This is a genomic window from Bradyrhizobium sp. LjRoot220 (assembly GCF_964252915.1).
In the GTDB taxonomy this organism is placed as follows: Bacteria; Pseudomonadota; Alphaproteobacteria; order Rhizobiales; family Xanthobacteraceae; genus Bradyrhizobium.
In genome coordinates this window covers 833,487-851,486 of sequence record NZ_CAXUPS020000002.1, presented here as the reverse complement: position 1 = coordinate 851,486, position 18,000 = coordinate 833,487, and the positions used below count along the sequence as shown (strand labels likewise).

Here is an 18,000-nt window from a genome sequence, read left to right as displayed (position 1 = left end):
GTCATCATCTAGGATTAGGAGTTCGCGATGCCGCATTACATCGCATTGATCCATAAAGACTCGGACAGCTGTTACGGCGTGTCATTCCCTGATATTCCCGGTGTGTTTACCGCCGGAGACACCGTCGACGAAGCGATGCAACAGGCGCGCGAAGTCCTGCAATTTGCTGCGGAGGATTGGACCAACCCTAACGGCTCGCTCGGCTTCAAAGCCCCGAGCACCATCGACGAATTGCGCAATAACCCCGAATTTCTTGAGGACGCGAAAGACGCGGTGGTCGCGTTCGTCGAATATCCTGCTCGCGCCCACGCCGCGGAATAGCTGCGTCGTTCCGGGCTTCGGCGGTTATTCCCGAGATTTCTCGCGTAGTGATGGCTTCGGCGCTGGTTTCCGGGACCGCCTTTGCGAACCCAGCACGAGCCGAAAATCCATTTACACGAAACGAGGACCTTGCGCTCGATATGCCGCGGGTGATCAACTCTCGGACCGGAATGCTGCTGCACGGTTGGAGAAAACACCATGTTCAAGAAGATTGCGATCGTGGCTGGTTTGGGACTGGCACTGTCAGCCACGGCGGAGGCCCAGACACCGCGCAAGGGAGGCGTCATCAGGATGACGGCGCCCTACGGCTCGAGTTTCACCAGCATGGACATTCTGACGACCCAGCGCGCCCAGGACGAGATCGTCGCCAAGGGCCTGCATCGCTCGCTCTACATCTGGAACTCCGCCGACGGCAAGCCGGTTCTGGAGCTTGCCAAGGAACACACCGTCTCGGGCGGCGGCCTTGTTCATACCTTCAAGCTGCGCGACGACGCTTACTTCCACCATGGCCGCAAGATGACGGCCGACGACATCATCTGGACCTACAACCGCATCATGGACGGCACCAAGGCCTATCCCGGCGCGCGCTTTGTCCGCCTGATCGAGGGCGCGTCCGAGGTCGAGAAGGGCAAAGCCAAGGAAATCTCCGGCCTGAAGAAAATCGACGATTTCACGCTGGAAATGAAGCTGACCGAGAAGGTCGATCCGGGCTTCTACTTCTTCAACGCGATAACCTCGATCTATCCCGCCGACGAGGCCGCGAAGGACGGCTTCATCCAGAAACCGATCGGCCTTGGGCCATTCAAGTTTGTCGAGCACGTGCCGGGATCGCGCGTCGTTCTGGAACGCTGGGACAGGTTCTACAAATCCGGCAAGCCGTATGCCGACAAGATGATCGTCTCGCTCATGGGCGAAGCCGCGGCGCGCGATGTCGCCTTCCGCAACAAGGAAATCGACACCTCGGTGCTGGGCCCAGCGCAGTATGTCGCCTATCAGGCCGACCCAGCCCTCAAGGGCACCATCGTCGAAGTCGCCGAGGTCTTTACGCGCTACATGGGGATGAATCCCGCCTTCAAGCCGTTCGCCGACAAGCGGGTGCGGCAGGCCATCAACCATGCGATCGATGCCGATCTGATCATCAGCAAACTCGTGAAGAACAAGGCCTATCGTGCCGCAAGCTGGCTGCCTTTGACCTCACCCGCTTTCGACAAGACCATGAAGCCCTACGCCTTCGATCCCGCAAAAGCCAAGCAGTTGCTCGCAGACGCGGGCTATCCCGCCGGCTTTGAATTCGAATGGACGGCGAGCCAGAATGAAAGCTGGGGTCTGCCGATCGTCGAGGCCATCATCCCGATGCTGGACCGGGTGGGCATCAAGGTGAAGGTCAAGCAGGTCGAGACCGCGGTGCTGGCGGAGGTCGCGCGCAAGGGCGAGTTCCAGGCCTTCATCTATTCGCAGGCGACCGGCCCGGATCCCCAGGCAGCCCTGAAATGCTTCCACTCGGCGACGCCGCAATCGGCCTGCAACTACACCAGCTTCAAGAACGCGGACTTCGACAAGCTGATCGATGAGGCCGGGCAGACCGACGACGCCGCCAAGCGCGTCCAGCTGCTGCAAAAGGCCAATGCGCTGCTCTATGAAGAGGCGCCGGTGTGGTTCTTCAACTACAACAAGGCGGTCATGGCGGTGCAGCCCTGGCTCAAGGGAATTCAGCTGAACGCGACCGAACTGACCCACCAGAACGTCGAAGACCTGTGGGTCGATCAGACCTCGCCCGCCAAGTGAGATACAAGTGACGCGCGCTCTCGCCCTCCCTGCATCGCAACATGATGGAGGAAGGGAGGAACAGGTCTGATGCTCTCGTTCGCGATCCGCCGAATCCTGCAAACCGTTCCGACCGTGCTGGCTGTCGTGCTGGTGATCTTCGTGCTGTTCAGCGTCGTTCCGGGCAGCATCGTATCGAGCATGAACGATGACGGCCGCGGTCCGACCGACCCGCAGGTCGTGGAGCGCATGAAAAAGCAGCTCGGCCTCGACGATCCCGTCTATATCAGGTTCAGTTCCTACATTGCCAAGCTTGCGACCGGCGATTTCGGAACGTCGTTCCGGACCCGCGAGCCGGTCACCACCATGCTCGCCAAACGGGCGTGGCCGACGCTGCAATTGATTTTCGCATCGATGACGTTTGCGATCGCGATTGGCGTACCGCTCGGTTTCGTCGCGGCGCTGCGGCCGGGCGGCATCGTCGACACGCTCTCGATGGTCGTGGCGGTGTCGGGGCTTTCAATGGCCAAATTCTGGCTCGGGCTGCTGCTAATGTACCTTTTTGCGTTGAAACTCGGCTGGCTGCCGAGTTTCGGCTATGGCGACGGCGGGCTCAAATACCTGATCCTGCCAGCCGTGACCCTCGGTGTCTCGCCGATGGCGCTGCTGGCACGGACGACGCGCGCCGCGGTGCTCGAGATCATGACCGCGGATTTTGTCCGCACCGCGCGCTCGAAGGGCATGAGCGAGACCCGGGTCGTGAAGTGGCACGTGATGCGCAATGCGCTGGTCCTCATCCTCACCACGATCGGCCTGCAATTCGGCGCCTTGATGGGACAGGCGGTCGTCGTCGAGAAACTGTTCTCCTGGCCGGGCATCGGCTCGCTGCTGGTCGACAGTGTCCTGCAGCGCGACCTTCCTGCCGTCCAGGGTTCCATCCTCGTGGTGGTGCTGTTCTTTCTGACGATCAATACAATGATCGACCTGCTCTATGCCGTGATCGATCCCAGGATCAGATACGCATGAGTGCCGGCTTGATCGATCACGCTCTACTGACTGTAGCGCCTGCCGCGGCGGGGCGGCTGCGATGAGGCTCGGCGCCAATTTCATCATCGGCGGGGCATTGTTCGCGCTGGCGATCGTCGTCGGCCTGCTCGCGCCGTGGCTGGCGCATACCGATCCGGTGATGGATGCCAACCTCATGAATGCGGAGGAGCCGCCGAGCTGGACCTGGTGGTTCGGCACCGACGCGCAGGGCCGCGATATCTATTCACGCGTCGTGCACGGCGCGCGCATCTCGCTGACGGTCGGCATCGTCTCGCAGCTCGTCAACAGCGTCATCGGCGTGACACTGGGCTTGACCGCCGGCTATTGGGGCGGCTGGTGGGACGATTTCGTTAATGGGCTGACCAATCTCATGCTCGCGATCCCCTCGCTGATCTTCGCGCTGGCCATCATGGCGGTCCTCGGACCCGGGCTGACCAGCCTGCTGATCGCGCTCGGTTTGACCAACTGGTCCTTCACCTGCCGGATCGCGCGGGCGTCGACGCTGTCGCTCAAGAGCCAGGGCTATGTGCAGGCGGCACGGGTGCTCGGCTACGGCGATTTGCGCATCATGATCACGCAGCTGCTGCCGAACATGGTCGGCCCGATCATCGTCATCGGCACGCTCGGTATGGGCAGCGCGATACTGGCCGAAGCCGCACTTTCGTTCCTTGGCCTCGGCGTCCGCCCGCCCTATCCGAGCTGGGGCAGCATGCTGTCGGAGGCGCGCGACCAGATCACGACGGCGCCGTGGCTCTCGATCTTTCCCGGCCTTGCGATCTTCCTGACGGTGCTCGGCCTCAATTTGCTCGGCGATGGCTTGCGTGACGTTCTCGACCCACAGTCGCGGAGCCGGCGCACATGACGACACCTCCCCTGATCGAAGTCGAGGACCTGCGCATCGATCTCAACTATCGATCCCGCCATGTTGCGGCGGTCGAGGGCGTTTCATTCCGCATCGACCGTGGCGAGACTTTTGGGCTGGTCGGCGAATCCGGCTGCGGCAAGAGCATTACGGCGCTCGCCTTGATCGGCCTGTTGCGCGACCCGCTTTCGATCGGCGCCGGCGCCATCCGGTTTGACGGGCGCCAGATCCAGAACCTTCCGGCGGCCGAGCAACGGAGCTTGCGCGGCAATCGCATCGCCATGATCTTCCAGGAGCCAATGACGGCGCTCAATCCGGTCTCGCCGGTCGGCCGGCAGATCGCCGAGATGTTCGTGCTCCACCAGGGCAAGGACTGGCGGGAAGCCGACCGGTTGGCGGTCGAGGCGCTGGCCAGCGTCCGCGTCCCCGCCCCCGAGCGGCGGGTGAAGGATTACCCGCACCAGCTCTCGGGCGGCATGCGCCAGCGCGTGATGATCGCCATCGCACTCGCCTGCGGCCCGGACCTTCTGATCGCCGACGAGCCGACCACCGCGCTCGACGTCACCGTGCAGGCCGAGATCATCGAGCTGATGCGGAATTTATGCGCCGAGCGAGGCACCGCCATTCTGATGATCAGCCATGATCTCGGCCTGGTCGCCAATGTCTGCCGCCGCGTCGCCGTGATGTATGCCGGCCGCATCGTCGAGGAACGCGGCTCGGACGATATCTTCCGCGCCAGCTCGCATCCCTATACGCAAGGGCTGGTCGACTCGCTGCCGCGGCTGGGAACTCGCGCCGCCCTTGGCCGGACGCGGCTGACGGAGATCGCGGGCGTCGTGCCGGCGATCACGGATTTCCCGCACGGTTGCCGGTTCCATCCGCGCTGCGCGCACGCGACCGACATTTGCCGGACCACCGAGCCGGAGACGACATGGCTCGGTGCGGGCGGGCTGGTCAGGTGCCATCACCATGCATGAACCTGCGGCGAGGCCCGGCGACGATGTCATCCTCCGTGTGGAGGATCTCGCGGTGCATTTTCCGGTCGGCGGCGGCCTGCTGGGCGGCGGCCGGCGGCTGTTGCGCGCGGTCGACGGGGTCGATCTCGAACTGAAGCGCGGCGAATGCCTCGGTCTGGTCGGCGAGTCCGGATGCGGCAAGTCGACATTGGCGCTTTCGATCCTCGGCCTGCAGGCGCCGACGCGAGGCCGCATCGTGCTGGACGGCCAGGTCGTGACCGGCCGGCAATCGGTCGATCGAAAATCATTGGCCCGTATCGTCCAGATCGTGTTTCAGGATCCCTACGCCTCGCTCAATCCACGCCAGACCGTTCGCCGCACGCTGGAAGACCCGCTGCGTCTGCACGGCGTAACGGCCAAGAGCGAGGTCGACGGACGCGTTGCGGCCATGCTTCGGCATGTCGGCCTGCGGCCCGAACAGGCCGACCGCTACCCGCATGAATTCTCCGGCGGCCAGCGCCAGCGCATCGGCATCGCCCGCGCACTGATCCTCAATCCCAAAATTGTCATCTGTGACGAACCGGTATCGGCGCTGGATGTTTCCATCCGGGCCCAGATCATCAATCTGCTGCTGGAATTAAAGGAAACGCTCGGCCTCTCCTACATTATGATCAGCCACGACCTCGGCGTGGTCGAGCACATGAGCGACCGCGTCGCCGTGATGTATCTCGGCCGCATTGTAGAGAGCGGCGGCTGGCGCGAGATCTTCGAACGGCCGGCGCACCCGTATACGCAAACCCTGATATCAGCGATTCCCGACCCGCTGCGCCGCGCGCCGCTGGCGACGATACCGGGCGAGCTTCCCAATCCGCTCGATCCGCCGGACGGATGTGCGTTCAGTCCGCGCTGCCGTTACGCCGAAGCCGTGTGCCAGCGCGAGCCCCGGCCATCGCTCGAAACGCGTCCCGACGGCCACGCGGTGCGGTGCTGGCGCGCCGACGAGATTGCGGGGCAGACGGCGCTGGCCTCGCCCGAAAGCTGAGATCCCCAAAGACGGCGGGCACGCGACGCCATGAGTCCGCGGCTCACATATCGAGATGTGCATCGAGCGATCGAAATGCCCGCGGCCGTCTAGACAATCCCGCGGACGGCCCACGCGCTGGCCGTGAAAGAGCGCGGTCCGTCGTCTGAGCCAGAAAGATAGGCGCGGCGCATATACTCCTCGAGTACGGCGCGTTTGCTTTGATCCAGACCAGTCACATAGGCACCCACCGTGCCCTGACCCCTCAGCCAAGGCAGCCAGTAGTCGGCAAATGATGCGAAGTCCATGCGGATTGTCAGCGACGATTGCACGACCTCCTTCAAGCCCATGTCGGACCATGCGGCCGCAAACTCGCCCGGACCGGTGAACGGCGCAGAGAATTGCTTGGCACGGAACGCCTCTCCTCCTGGATCCAGGACAGCGGCTGTATCCGCCAGTACGCGCAGAAAAGTGAGGCCTCCTTTGAAGTCCCATACGGCGGCCGCGACCACGCCGCCAGGCTTAGTAACGCGCCGCATCTCGCGAGCGGCTTGCTCTGCGGCAGGCACAAAGTTCAAGACGAGCAGCGACATGGCCGCGTCGAATGTGGCGTCCCCGTAAGGTAGCGAAGCCGCGTCTCCTTGTTCGAATTGCAGGCGGGGATTGTTCGCTTTCGATCGCGCGTAATCGACAAAGTCTTGCGAATAATCAATCCCGACAATGGAGGCGTGCGGGAATTCGTCCGCGAGTGTGAAGGTCAAGCTCCCGGTACCGCAGCCGACATCAAGAATGCGCATCGCATCAGGGATCGCGGCGAACTGTGTGAACAGTGGTGCGAGCCGGGTACTCCACCGGCCCATGCTCTGCTGATAGCCGGTAGCGTCATTTGCCTTGTAGGTCGACATGGCGAATCTCCGTTAGCGCAACTCCACACGGCCGCGTGGGCACGCTACGCGGGCCCGCCTGGACCGACAGATATCCTAACGCTTCCTCGAGCTTGTCGATGCCGAGGTTTAGGTCGGGAGTGGCGTAGATGATGTGATCGAGCTTTCGAATCTGCCCACCGGCTGCCTGGGGAGATGCCGGCGCCATGCGTTTGCCTCATCGCGTAGAAACTTGCCTGATGCGTGCGAGCATGCGCAGACGCGGAGCTTCTTGGATACTCCACAAAGTGTAGTATCCTCCAGGAGAGGACCTTGCTCGGCTTCACCAGGCAAGAAGGAGCAGGCTAGTGAGAACCTATGGGCAGTTTTGTCCGATTTCCAAGGCGGCCGAGCTGTTCTGCGAACGGTGGACGCCGCTGATCATCCGCGACTTGGGAAAGGGCGTTTCACGCTTTTCCGAACTTCAGCGCGGCGTCGCACGGGCTTCCCCGACCCTCCTGTCACGCCGACTTAAGGAGCTTGAATCCGAAGGACTGGTCGAGCGGCGTCGATCGGAATCCGGACGCGGCTGGACCTATCATCTCACTACGCCGGGGCAGGATCTCATGCCGCTGGTGCACGCGCTCGGCGCCTGGGGGCAAAGGTGGTCACGGCGCGAGCTGATGGATCACGAGCTCGATGCAGGTCTTCTTCTCTGGTCCATGGAGCGGGGCTCGCGTCCTGACGCCTTCGGGGGTGGCCGTTCGGTCGTGCAGTTAACATTCCGCGAGCGACCTGCTCGCTGGCGGCACTACTGGTTTGTCGGCGGAAACGGCGCGACGCAATTGTGCATCAAGGATCCCGGTTTCGAAATTGATCTCTACCTGACTACGACCCTGCGCGACATGATCTACATCTGGCGCGGCGATCTTCCGCTCGAGGCCGCGCTCAGGAAGGGAAAGCTCGAAGCAATCGGCAAAGCAACGGCCAGATCCGCGCTGCCGCGCTGGCTCGCCAGATCCAAACTCGCCGACGTGAAATCAGAAAGGCCGAATCGAGACATTCCAAGTGCTGGTAGTCGCAGCCGATCGAAGCGGCAGGCTGAGAGCGACAAAGCGGTTCGGTGATCGCCGCCGCCTGCCCAATAGAGTCCCCCGTACCACGAGGCTCGACCGTCCGCTGCTGGCACAACGCGGACAGTCGGCACACTGACGCCGCGGCCCGTTAGCGACGACGCCGGGCGAGCTTCCCAATCCGCTCAATCCGCCGGACGGATGTGCGTTCAGTCCGCGCTGCCGTTACGCCGAAGCCATGTGCCATCGCGAGCCCCCGCCATCGCTCGAAACGCGTCCCGACGGACACGCGGTGCTGGCGTGAACCGGGCTAGCCCGTATTCCTGACCGCGTCAGCTAGCATGGCGTAAAGCTCGCGCTTGCTGAGCTCCTCAGGCTGCCTCGCTACTGTCTTCTTCCGCGACACATTCTTCGCCACCGGGCGGGCACCGTCGGCCAGCAACGCCGGCCTTCGCTTCGGGACCGGCCTTATGTTGGGTTTTGCTGTTGGCGGTTTGTGACCACGTTTCAGGCCCAAACGAGTTAGCCTGCCGCAGACCGCGTTGCGGCTACAGCCGACACGGCGCGCGATCTGTGCGGCGCTCTGTCCTACGGACCAGAGTTCTTTGAGCAGCGCTACGTCTTTCGCATCCCAACCCATGCGAGACACTATACGCCGACTGCCAACCACAGGCTATTCTAGTCTTCGTCCGGCTCGCGCACGGCCGGCGGTTGGTCGGCGTCCTCCTCTTCGTCTTCTTCGTCGTCTGCTTCGTCGTCTTCATCTTCATCAGGATCCCGGGGCGGCACCGTGTTGCCCGTGATCACGGGACTCCCGTCGATCAACCTGGTGGAAAATTCCTCCGGGATGTGTCGTTTCATGTTGATGCTCCCTGGGACGTGGACCCTCCGAAGTAATCGGCCCGGCCCGCCGATCTGAACTTCAGTGTAAGCTCGCGGAACGCCTTTAGATCAACCCCATGAGGATGAACGCAGCGATCTCGATCAGGACTGCGGTCCCGAGGGTTGCGACGACGAGAAAGGCGTCGGCTGGCGATAAATAATGCATTGCATGCCTCGCAGTTTTGCGAAGCCCCGAGTCCCCATGAACTAAATTCACCTGAGCAAAAAAGGTTGCGGTTCCCAAGGCGCTACCCCAACATGGCTGGCGCAAAGACCCGGGACGTCCGGACGACATCACGGGTAGGCTATTGGAACAGCTTGCGTCGCGCTGGTCGCGCCCGCCATGACGAACCATTACTTCAATCCTGGCCGATACACGGATGCGGAACTCGTCGGCCTGCGGCGATGCGTCACTCATTGCATATCTCACCGCTTGGCTTCCAAGCCTGGACAGTTGCCGGAGCCGTCCAGATTGCCGGAAGCAACACGACCCGCAATTAAAAATAAGCCTTGCGTTCGGTCGACAGGACGCGCTCAAATCGTCGTATTGGAATAACAAAAGGCGAGGCGTAGCGAGCGGGAGAACGGCGATGGGTGCAATTGGAACGGATTTTCAGCCCGAGCTGATCGAATTGACGAGGGCCGTCCTGGACGATGTCACGGTCATGCTCCCCGAGGCAAAGCGCACGTCGACGATGAAGGCCGAAATCGCGTCTCACATTCTTGAATGTGCCGCGAAGGGCGAGCGGGACCCGATAGCGCTGAGAACAGCTGCACTCTCGGCCACCGTGGAGTGTACTCACTATTCGCACGATATCTCTCCGGAGCGCAGGGCCATCTAGGACATAAAAAGCCGCCCGGGCATGACTCCGTGCGGCTCCTTACGCGACTGCCGGTTTCCCGGTTCCGCCGCTGCTGCCTCATAAACCGTCGAGTGGCGTGAGGGTTCCGCCGTCGCAAGGCGTTTGAGGTTACAAGTCGCCTCGCGGGATGCAGTGCGATCTGTTACCGTACGGCGGGAACCTTACGCGCCCGCGCGACGGGTCGCCCATGCCGCTGCGCAGCGGTTCATAGTTCGGTAGCTGATCAGATCGAACGGCGCTCAGCGAAGCCCCGATGTCTGCTTTGAAGCGTCCCCGAAAGCCTTAGCCTTGCTGTTCATCCGTCGCGACAAGGCGCCCGTCTTTCACCTCGTAAGAAACTGCGGCGTTACCGGATCGCTCTATGGCGCGCTCCAGCCACCTGATCGATTCATCGACCCAATATTCCTGGCGCTCGGGCTCAGTCCGCGCCCTTTCACGACACACAGAGGCTAGAGTGATGCACGCTGCTTTGCGGTCCATGGCTCACCCTCATCTGGTTGCGGGCCGGGTGATGTCAGCCACATATTGAGACGCGCACTTATTGAGACGCGCCGTTTCTTAACTTTGCCCCACGCTTAAGTTGCCGCGCAAACATACCTCGGCCAGAACGATTGTCTGTCCGGTAGCCGACAAAAAGTGAAGCTACGACACTGTCGGATTTGCCGACTGCGGGGGACATCGCCCGCGCGGGGGCGCATGGCTCGAGGGGGTTAGTAGCGGGACGGATCAACGGCGGTCAGTGAACCCCAATGTCCGTTCAGCAGCACAGAACGCGCTCAAGTCGGACATCGCGCCATGTCCGAAAAGTGCCAACCCGGAAGTCGGATATGCAGGCAGCTCTCTCAATGTGAGGCACATCACTAACAGGTTCTGCAAAATCATCCACGGTGGTTGGCACAGGCAAGCGATAATGCAGCCTGATTTGGGATCACGAAAATGAACTTTTCACGCATAGGCTTCATCGTGCTGGCTGCCACCGTATCACTCTCTGCGATGCCGGGATTGGTATCTTCCGCACTGGCCGGACCCTATGACTGGATGAGCAACAAGCCTTATGTGGCCTGCCTTAAAAGAGCGAACCATCTCGCCGCGGTGAGGCGCGATCATGGGGGCGGTAGGGCAGTCTACGAAATCAGCTACAACAGCGGTCGTCGTGCCTGTAACAGGGCATTTGGTTACCCTGATTACTGATCTCCTCGGGGACGAGCGGCTGTTACGCCTCGGCACTAAAGACCCCCCCGATTCAAACCGAGGGGCAGGTCTCGGAAACGCGACTATAGACCCCCCTCATACCGTTGCGGCAATGCAGTCCAAACAGGAGACTTGCTATGACAGATACACGCGCTCAAATGGCAGCGGGAATGTTCATGCCGGTGCTGGACGGATACGTGTTTCGCGAGCCCTATCGATGGCCTTTCACGCAAGCCCGACATTACCTCGTGAACGAAGCCCAGAGAGATAAAATCATTGCAATGATCGTTCCGAAACGGCCAATGCTCTGGCAAATCGCACTATGGGGCACACTATGCTTGATGGTGGTCGCAGCTGGATTCGTGGTCTGGGCCTTTACTCGGCATGAGAACCCAACCCTGGTCGACACAATCAGTATGATGGTTCTGACGTTCGCACAGGTCGTCGTGGCCTTTCTGTTTCTGCGTTGGCTTAAACTGCGCGAGCTTCGGCCGCTCCTCGCGAGCCTTCCGACCACGGATTTGAAGATCACAAGAAGCGACATGCAACGTCAGTCGATGAATGCGATGTCTATCAGGCAACTCATTCTCCTTGGTGCAATCAATGTCATGGCGTGTTCGTCATTTCTGATCAGCGGAATCATTTTCCTCATACTGAGCCAATCGCAAGGATTGTTTTATCTCGCCGGAGCACTTCTGTTTGGTGCGTTGACGTTTCTTTACTACCGCCTCCTGATTGACCGGGTAGAGAATACGCCCGCTAAAGCCGCCACGAGCCCATAACGGCGGCTCGCCTCGGTTAAAAGCTGTTCGGGCCGCATGTATGTCATTGGGTCATGCGCGTCGGTTTGGCCGGACCACGGCGACTTCCGGTCTACCCCGGTGAACGGACATTCGCAGGATAGGCGGGCATGTCACAAAGGTGCCAACAGGCGACATTCGAGTGGTGTATAACGAAAGAGGCCGCCTCAGTAGGCGGCCCTTAATTCGAGTTTGAAAGGGACGGGGATAGCTGGAGATGAAAAGCGTTTTGAACGGACCAGGCGCACAGCTCTTTGCGCTGCTCTTTATGTCGTTCGCCGCCGGTGCGCTCGCCATTGTGGCGTTTAAGGGAGCCCTGCGCAACGACAGTGAGTGGATGATTTTGGCTGGCGTTACCGTCATCTTTCTCGTCACGATAGGCATCAACGCTGTTCGGCTTATTAGAAAGACCGGTGCCTCCTAGCTCTCGAAGAGGACGCCTCTTAGATTACCGACGGCACACATTGAAGTGCGATCTCAATAGGAACAGTTCGGCAACCGAGAACCTTCCCTGAACCCGGCAGATGTTGTCACAAATAACCGCATGTCTCTCGTGGCTCAAATTGAGAAGTCGGGATGTTCGACCGGCAGGTCAGCTTCACCGCCAATGGCAGACACCTCAGAGGGCCATCGGCATGTCTCAAACGTGCCATAAACCGACATCCGATCAAAGCGACCCACTACGATCTGCCATAAGTGCCGAACTCGGGAGACCCAATTCGCTGGGGACGAGGGTGATGCGTTTGGCGGCGTCGGTGCGTTCATCGCACGGCCCCTCACCCGCCTTTGGCGAGTGAGGCCATAGCGTTGGCGTCGGCGGCAACCTGAGCGGTGATTGCGCTCTGACGAAGGCTAGTGCGCCAAAAGAACGGGGCGTGCCGAAGCGTTCTTGAGGATGTGGCGCGTCGCTCCGCCCAGAAGCATCTCGCGCAGGCGGCTATGGGAATAGGCGCCCATGATCAGCAGGCCGGCTTCATACTCTGCCCCCACCGCGAGCAGCGTATCGCCCACCGAGCGCAATTCCGGTGCAACCACCTGCGCGGTCGCACTGATGCCATGACAGCGCAAATAGGCAAGCACCTCGGCCTGCGAGGCTTGGCGATTGCTGGCGTCGCGGTCAACTCTTATGACCCGCACCGATTTGGCAAGTTGCATGAACGGGATGGCAGCAGAGACTGCGTGCCAGCATTCCGGGCTCTCGTCCCAGGCGATCATCACGCTGTCGGTCAGATTAGTCTGCAGCTGAGCCGGCGCCAACAGCACGGGGCGACGGGTCCGCAGCAGCGATTGCTCGGCAATGGCCATGAGCGATTCCGTCACGGTGGCGCTCGCGGCGACCATCAGGTCGAAGGCAGCGGCCCGTTGCACCGCGATTTCGACATACGATCCCTCGGCTTCGCGCCAGGATGCTGCGAGCGGGCTGCCGGGCTCGTCGTTCGCCGATAGCATCGGGATGCCGACTACCGCGCAGGCCTGCGCGAAAACCTCACGCGCTTCCTGCGCTGTTCGCTCCCGTTCCTCGGCGTACCGGTTTTCCAATGCAACGGTCGCCGTTCGTCCCATCTCGGTGGCCGTCAGGCCGCCGCGCGCGACCGGCGGCGGCTCACTGATAAACAGTGCCTGGACGTGAGCCCCGAGCGCCTTCGCGACAGACAGGGCCGTTTCGATTTGACCGGTGTGACTGGCTGAGCCGGGAAGTGGAACCAGGATTCGCTTGATACTCATGAGAGCCTCCTGCGATGGCGCCATTTGCGACGACAGACGGCATATGTGTGTTGAGCCGAAGCGAAATCGCGCAATACTGCCCAATTCATAACTTCCGGAATCACCCCAAAGTTCCGGAGACCTGCCGGTTGCCGACTTTGGACGGCGATGTCCGGTGTGGATCAAAAAGCGTCGATTTGACCGGACCACGGCGACTTCTGGTCTACCCCGGCGAACAGAAATTCTCAGGCCAGGCGGGCATGTCTCAAAGGTGCCAACTACGCCCGCCGCTCGACGCCATGCTTGCGCACGCAGCGGACGGGTAGCCCTTGCGAACAATTACGCATCAGATTCTATATTCACCAAAACTTCCCCCGCGGTGATTTCGGGGTCTCCAAGATTCAGGTCATGCAGGCTTGCTTGAACAAACTCCAGTACTTTTTGGTTCGCCGCATTGGCGCTTTCGCGGTCCTCGAATATCATGACAGCGACACCGACGCCTCCGCCGCCATCCAGCACATAATAAGATCTGAATCCGCGCGATTCCCTTAGCATCTGACCGATGCCGCTTTTGGCGCGGCGAGCAGCATCCGCAACCGAGTGAACCTTGGTGTACTTTCGAATGACTATGTACATGAGGCCACCCATGCGTCTCAGTTCCAGCCCCGCCCATCAAAGCATATCGGGCCGCTGCTGGACCAGGGCCGCAATGATTCTTGACGACTTCGCCACTACTGTCCAACAAATCCACGCAGCTTGTTCACCGTTTCGGCGGCGTCCTTGGCTTCCTCGGTTGTCAGGACGGTGATCTCACCAGTTCGCCTATGCAAGACGCTGTGATGGATTGGCGCGCCTGAAAGGCCGTCTACATCCGACTTCACCGCGATGTCGTCGATATCGGAGAGCGCGAACTCGACAGGCTTTCTGTTCCACAGCAGCATTTTTTGCTGCAGCGTTGCCTTGCCGGAATCCTTGTCGAGTGTAAGCGTCGTTGAGCCCGCTTTCAAAACGAGCTTGCTCGGAGTTGCTTCGATATTAGCCATGGCAGGTCCCCGTTGGTCCCTACTCCAGATGTCAATTATCGGGCGATTTACGCACTGTGTCGAGCGACAAATTGACACCAAAAGACGCAGGCAGCCGGTGTCCATTTCGGGACGCATCGCCAAAACCTGTGTGCCAATGATCGACAGCTTTGTGCCAACAGCATCACTCTGAAACAGCCTCAAAACAACGCGATGAACGTTCATCTTAAATAGTTACCGTAATTCCTGAATCGAGTTTGCTCTCGCTCAAAAAGACCATATCGACCTCGGACGCGCAGCGAGGTTCGACATGGCAGAAGCGAGCTACGATCTCATCAGGTCCCGGACAGTCCCTTTCAATTGGCGGATCGCCGCGATTGCTACGTTCACGATTCTGGTCGTGGCACTGGCAGCCTTGCTCCACGTCATCCCCTACGGCCGCGCGGTGTGGGATTTCGTCTTCATCCTCGATGGCGCCTATCGCATCGGCCACGGGCAAGTTCCGCACGTCGACTTTTCCTCGCCGGTCGGCGCGCTGACACTTTACCTGACGCATTTTGCCGAACGGCTTTTTCCCACCGGGCAGCCCTTCGTCGGCCTGCACGCGCTGGCGTGGCTCATGGTGGTGCCGCCGTTCGCCGTGATCGCGTCGCGCATTCAATCCGGCTGGGGTTTCGCCGCCAGCTTCGCGATTCTCGCGATGGTGGTTCTGGTGCCCTACACGCTCGACCCCACCATGCTCTCCGAGATCAGCTATTTTGCCACCTATAACCGCTTCGCCACCGCGATCCTGTTTTTGGCAGCGCTTTGGTATGTGCTGCCAAAGGCCCGCGGTGACGGCGTGTTGCTGGGTTACCTGCTGACCGCCCTGATCTTCATCAAGATCACCGCTGCGATAACCATGCTCGGCCTGGTCGTGGCGGCCGTGCTGCTCGGACGGGCGCGGCCCGCCGCGCTGTTCACCATGCTGTTCGTCACCGCGGCACTGGCGGGGCTGATCGAGTTGGCGACCGGAGGACTGGTCTCCGGCTACCTGCGCGACATCGTCGCGATGAGTGCATTGAACCGGGGCGGCGCGCTTTACCGGCTTGCCGCCACGTCGGCCCGCAACTGGCTGCCGCTTGTCGTCACGCTCACGATCGTCGGGCTCGCGGCCCGCGAACTCGATTTCACCGCGGCCGTTCGGCGCCCGCTCCATTTCGTGCGCGAGACCATCGCGCGCGAAGCATTTGCCGTGGATGCCACGCTGCTGGTCGCGGTCGCGCTCGCCGCGGAAAGCCAGAACACCGGCGGCGTCGGACTGATTGCCGCCGCGGCCGTGCTTTTCCATCCGAGCCTGCCCGTCAGCCGCGGCTGGCGCCTGGCGGCCGCAGCGGTACTCGGCGCGACGCTCGTCCTGCCGATGGCCGACGTCGTTGAAAAGCGTGTGGTCTCGACCCTAGTGCGGGAAAGGCAGGGCACGACCGAGCACGGCTTTGCAACGTTCCTGCCGGGCATGCGCGTGCCGCCCGCCACGCTCGCCGGCTCCCGGCTGATGACGCGCCTGCAATCCGAATGGATGCCCTACCTCGACGAGATCACCAATAATGGCTTCGATCTCGACGGCGATCCGGCCAGCACGAGCCCAGCGACGCGCGCGGCGTGGGCGATCAGCGTCGCCGAAGCCGGAGCGAATTTTCAGCGGCTTGGCTATGCGTCCAAGGCGCAGCGCTATACGACCATCGACTTTGCCGAATCCTTCCCGCGGATGCTCGGCTTGACGCCGGCGCGCGGCTCCACCCTGGCGATGGATTTTCGCCGCACGGTGCCTGCGTTTTCCGTAACCGAAGCGTCGACCTATCTGGCGTCCGCGGACGGCGTGTTTTTCCGCACCTGCGTTTTGCCCGGCGCGGCCGACACCAATCCGGCAACCTTCCGCACCGTGCTCGAACGCGAGTTCACGCGACACAAGCTGCATCCCTGCTGGGATTTCTACAGCCGTACCCGCTGAAAGGGCCCGCATGTCCACCTTACCCCTGCCGCTGATTCCCGAGCTCTCCGCGTCCCGCGAGGCTCCGCCGCCCCGGCCGCTGATTCTTGATCTCGATGGCACGCTGGTGCGCGCCGACATGCTGCTCGAGACCGTCCTGGCGCTGCTCAGGAGCGCGCCGTGGCGGCTGTTCGAGATCGGCCTGTGGATGCTGCGCGGCCGCGCCTATCTCAAGCGCCGTCTCGCCGAGGAAACCAGCATCGAGCCGGATGTCCTGCCGTTCAATGAGGAACTGCTCGCCTACGCGGCCGACATCGCGGCGAGCGGGCGGCCGGTCTACGTCGCCACCGCCGCCGACGCCAAGGTTGCGGAGAAGGTCGTGCGACGGATTGCTTTCATTCGCGGCGTCATCGGCAGCGACGGCGTGCGCAACCTGAAGGGCGAAGCGAAGGCGCTGGTTCTCGCCGAACGATTCCCCGACGGCTTCGACTATGCCGGCGACGCGCGCGCCGACATTCCAATCTGGCGCCGCGCCACCAACGCCATCGTCGTCGAGGCGGCAAGTTCGGTGCAGCACGCCGCCGCAAGCGTCGCGACCGTCGCCAAAGTGTTCCCGCGACCGTCCCGAATCCGCGCATTGCTGCGCAGCATGCGCCCGCACCAATGGGCGAAAAACGCGCTGGTTTTCGTGCCGCTCATTCTCGCCGGACTGGCCTCGCACGCTGACGCCGTCTACGCGACGACATGCGCTTTCATCGCCCTCGGCCTGGTTGCCTCATCGACCTATCTCGTCAACGATATCTGGGACCTGACCGATGACCGCAGCCACTGGTCGAAGCGAAACCGGCCGCTGGCGAGCGGACGACTACCGCTCGCAACCGCGATCGCGGCGGTTCCAATTGGACTGGTGATGGGCATCGCCGTTGCGGCGCTGGCCGGACCGGCGACCGTTGCCGTCGTCCTGCTGTATCTCGCCGTAACCCTGCTCTACTCGTTCGCGCTCAAGCGCATCCCGATTCTCGACGGTTTCGTTCTGGCCTCCTTGTTCACGCTGCGCCTCGGCGCCGGCATCGTGGCGTCGGGAGCGCCGCCGTCGCCCTGGCTCCTGGTGTTCGCGATGTTCCTGTTCGCCTCGCTCAGCTTCGCCAAACGCCATACCGAGGTTGCCCGCGTCATCGAGCGCGGAGGCACCGAGGTCCGCGGCCGCGGCTACAAGTCCATGGACCTGCCGCTCATCATGGGCATCGGCATGGCGACCGGGGTCGCCGCCGTGCTCATCATGGTGCTCTACATCATCAACGACGCGTTCCGGCAGAGCTTCTACGGCAACACCGCCTGGCTGTGGGGTTTTCCGGCGATCCTGTTCCTGTTTGTGTGCCGGATCTGGCTGAAGTGCGGACGCAGCGAACTGCACGACGATCCCGTGGCTTTTGCCGTCACCGATCGGCCAAGCCTGGCGCTCGGCGGCGCCCTGATGGTGTGCTTCGGACTGGCATGGTCGGGCGCGTTTGGCTGACATGGCCCGTCGTCACCGGCCAGCCCGCCCCCGGGGCTCCCTTGGGCGCGGAGGTTGACGTCCTGCAAGTCAACCGAAAAAAATCTACCGGACAATGTCGGATTCGGGATACCTCGTTCGTCGTTTCGCCAGGCCGATCCAGCCGG

At 61.8% G+C, this 18,000-nt stretch carries 20 protein-coding genes and 1 pseudogene; 14 read left to right on the top strand and 7 right to left on the bottom strand.

Annotated elements, in window-relative coordinates:
• The first annotated feature begins 27 nt into the window (after positions 1 to 27).
• The 6 genes from ACSQ84_RS12700 (at position 28) to ACSQ84_RS12675 (ending at position 5,992) form a co-directional block, all read left to right on the top strand.
• Positions 28 to 321: a type II toxin-antitoxin system HicB family antitoxin gene (locus ACSQ84_RS12700; RefSeq protein ID WP_436211987.1), complete on the top strand. Its 294-nt coding sequence runs from the start codon at positions 28 to 30 to the stop codon at positions 319 to 321.
• 198 nt (positions 322 to 519) lie between these two features.
• Entirely contained in the window at positions 520 to 2,106 is a 1,587-nt protein-coding gene (locus tag ACSQ84_RS12695; protein ID WP_436211986.1) for an ABC transporter substrate-binding protein, read from the top strand.
• Between the two features lie 69 nt (positions 2,107 to 2,175).
• Complete coding sequence (locus tag ACSQ84_RS12690) at positions 2,176 to 3,111, top strand: ABC transporter permease (protein ID WP_436211985.1); 936 nt, start codon at positions 2,176 to 2,178, stop codon at positions 3,109 to 3,111.
• Positions 3,112 to 3,172: 61 nt separating this feature from the next.
• The gene (locus tag ACSQ84_RS12685; RefSeq protein ID WP_436211984.1) at positions 3,173 to 3,994 is read left to right on the top strand and encodes an ABC transporter permease; all 822 of its coding nucleotides are present in this window, start codon (positions 3,173 to 3,175) and stop codon (positions 3,992 to 3,994) included.
• Positions 3,991 to 4,971 (top strand): ABC transporter ATP-binding protein, encoded by a 981-nt coding sequence (locus ACSQ84_RS12680; protein WP_436211983.1) that lies wholly within the window; start codon positions 3,991 to 3,993, stop codon positions 4,969 to 4,971. Before ACSQ84_RS12685 ends, ACSQ84_RS12680 begins: the two co-directional genes overlap by 4 nt.
• A complete protein-coding gene (locus ACSQ84_RS12675; protein WP_436211982.1) occupies positions 4,964 to 5,992 on the top strand; it encodes an ABC transporter ATP-binding protein in 1,029 nt (342 codons plus the stop codon). Before ACSQ84_RS12680 ends, ACSQ84_RS12675 begins: the two co-directional genes overlap by 8 nt.
• An 89-nt stretch (positions 5,993 to 6,081) precedes the next feature.
• On the opposite strand, the gene ACSQ84_RS12670 is transcribed toward ACSQ84_RS12675, so the two are convergent.
• Positions 6,082 to 6,876, bottom strand: a complete 795-nt coding sequence (locus tag ACSQ84_RS12670) for a class I SAM-dependent methyltransferase (protein ID WP_436211981.1) — start codon at positions 6,874 to 6,876, stop codon at positions 6,082 to 6,084.
• 326 nt (positions 6,877 to 7,202) lie between these two features.
• On the opposite strand from ACSQ84_RS12670, the gene ACSQ84_RS12665 reads away from it, so the two are divergent.
• Complete coding sequence (locus tag ACSQ84_RS12665; protein ID WP_436211980.1) at positions 7,203 to 7,961, top strand: winged helix-turn-helix transcriptional regulator; 759 nt, start codon at positions 7,203 to 7,205, stop codon at positions 7,959 to 7,961.
• 85 nt (positions 7,962 to 8,046) lie between these two features.
• Positions 8,047 to 8,211, top strand: a pseudogene (locus ACSQ84_RS12660) (oligopeptide/dipeptide ABC transporter ATP-binding protein); the annotation flags it as partial.
• 6 nt (positions 8,212 to 8,217) lie between these two features.
• On the opposite strand, the gene ACSQ84_RS12655 reads toward ACSQ84_RS12660, so the two are convergent.
• The 3 genes from ACSQ84_RS12655 to ACSQ84_RS12645 all read right to left on the bottom strand — a co-directional run bounded on the left by ACSQ84_RS12655 (position 8,218) and on the right by ACSQ84_RS12645 (position 9,207).
• Entirely contained in the window at positions 8,218 to 8,547 is a 330-nt protein-coding gene (locus ACSQ84_RS12655) for a GcrA family cell cycle regulator (protein ID WP_436211979.1), read from the bottom strand.
• Positions 8,548 to 8,585: 38 nt separating this feature from the next.
• A complete protein-coding gene (locus ACSQ84_RS12650) occupies positions 8,586 to 8,768 on the bottom strand; it encodes a hypothetical protein (protein ID WP_436211978.1) in 183 nt (60 codons plus the stop codon).
• Positions 8,769 to 8,853: 85 nt separating this feature from the next.
• Positions 8,854 to 9,207: a hypothetical protein gene (locus ACSQ84_RS12645; protein WP_436211977.1), complete on the bottom strand. Its 354-nt coding sequence runs from the start codon at positions 9,205 to 9,207 to the stop codon at positions 8,854 to 8,856.
• Between the two features lie 172 nt (positions 9,208 to 9,379).
• Between ACSQ84_RS12645 and ACSQ84_RS12640 the strand changes: the two genes are divergently transcribed.
• From ACSQ84_RS12640 to ACSQ84_RS12625, 4 genes are all read left to right on the top strand, one after another.
• Entirely contained in the window at positions 9,380 to 9,631 is a 252-nt protein-coding gene (locus tag ACSQ84_RS12640) for a hypothetical protein (RefSeq protein ID WP_436211976.1), read from the top strand.
• A 957-nt stretch (positions 9,632 to 10,588) separates the two neighbouring features.
• A complete protein-coding gene (locus tag ACSQ84_RS12635) occupies positions 10,589 to 10,843 on the top strand; it encodes a hypothetical protein (RefSeq protein ID WP_436211975.1) in 255 nt (84 codons plus the stop codon).
• A 137-nt stretch (positions 10,844 to 10,980) separates the two neighbouring features.
• The gene (locus ACSQ84_RS12630) at positions 10,981 to 11,625 is read left to right on the top strand and encodes a hypothetical protein (RefSeq protein WP_436211974.1); all 645 of its coding nucleotides are present in this window, start codon (positions 10,981 to 10,983) and stop codon (positions 11,623 to 11,625) included.
• 235 nt (positions 11,626 to 11,860) lie between these two features.
• The gene (locus tag ACSQ84_RS12625; protein ID WP_436211973.1) at positions 11,861 to 12,067 is read left to right on the top strand and encodes a hypothetical protein; all 207 of its coding nucleotides are present in this window, start codon (positions 11,861 to 11,863) and stop codon (positions 12,065 to 12,067) included.
• 428 nt (positions 12,068 to 12,495) lie between these two features.
• On the opposite strand, the gene ACSQ84_RS12620 is transcribed toward ACSQ84_RS12625, so the two are convergent.
• From ACSQ84_RS12620 to ACSQ84_RS12610, 3 genes are all read right to left on the bottom strand, one after another.
• Positions 12,496 to 13,452, bottom strand: a complete 957-nt coding sequence (locus ACSQ84_RS12620) for a hypothetical protein (protein ID WP_436211972.1) — start codon at positions 13,450 to 13,452, stop codon at positions 12,496 to 12,498.
• Between the two features lie 234 nt (positions 13,453 to 13,686).
• Positions 13,687 to 13,983 (bottom strand): hypothetical protein, encoded by a 297-nt coding sequence (locus tag ACSQ84_RS12615; RefSeq protein WP_436212277.1) that lies wholly within the window; start codon positions 13,981 to 13,983, stop codon positions 13,687 to 13,689.
• Positions 13,984 to 14,078: 95 nt separating this feature from the next.
• On the bottom strand, positions 14,079 to 14,390 hold the full coding sequence (locus ACSQ84_RS12610) for a hypothetical protein (protein ID WP_436211971.1): 312 nt from the start codon (positions 14,388 to 14,390) through the stop codon (positions 14,079 to 14,081).
• Positions 14,391 to 14,679: 289 nt separating this feature from the next.
• Here ACSQ84_RS12610 and ACSQ84_RS12605 point away from each other — a divergent pair, with 289 nt between their 5' ends.
• Both ACSQ84_RS12605 and ACSQ84_RS12600 read left to right on the top strand, forming a co-directional pair.
• Positions 14,680 to 16,359, top strand: coding sequence for a hypothetical protein (locus tag ACSQ84_RS12605; RefSeq protein ID WP_436211970.1), 1,680 nt, complete (start codon positions 14,680 to 14,682; stop codon positions 16,357 to 16,359).
• 10 nt (positions 16,360 to 16,369) lie between these two features.
• Positions 16,370 to 17,854, top strand: coding sequence for a UbiA family prenyltransferase (locus tag ACSQ84_RS12600; protein ID WP_436211969.1), 1,485 nt, complete (start codon positions 16,370 to 16,372; stop codon positions 17,852 to 17,854).
• Positions 17,855 to 18,000: the final 146 nt, after the last annotated feature.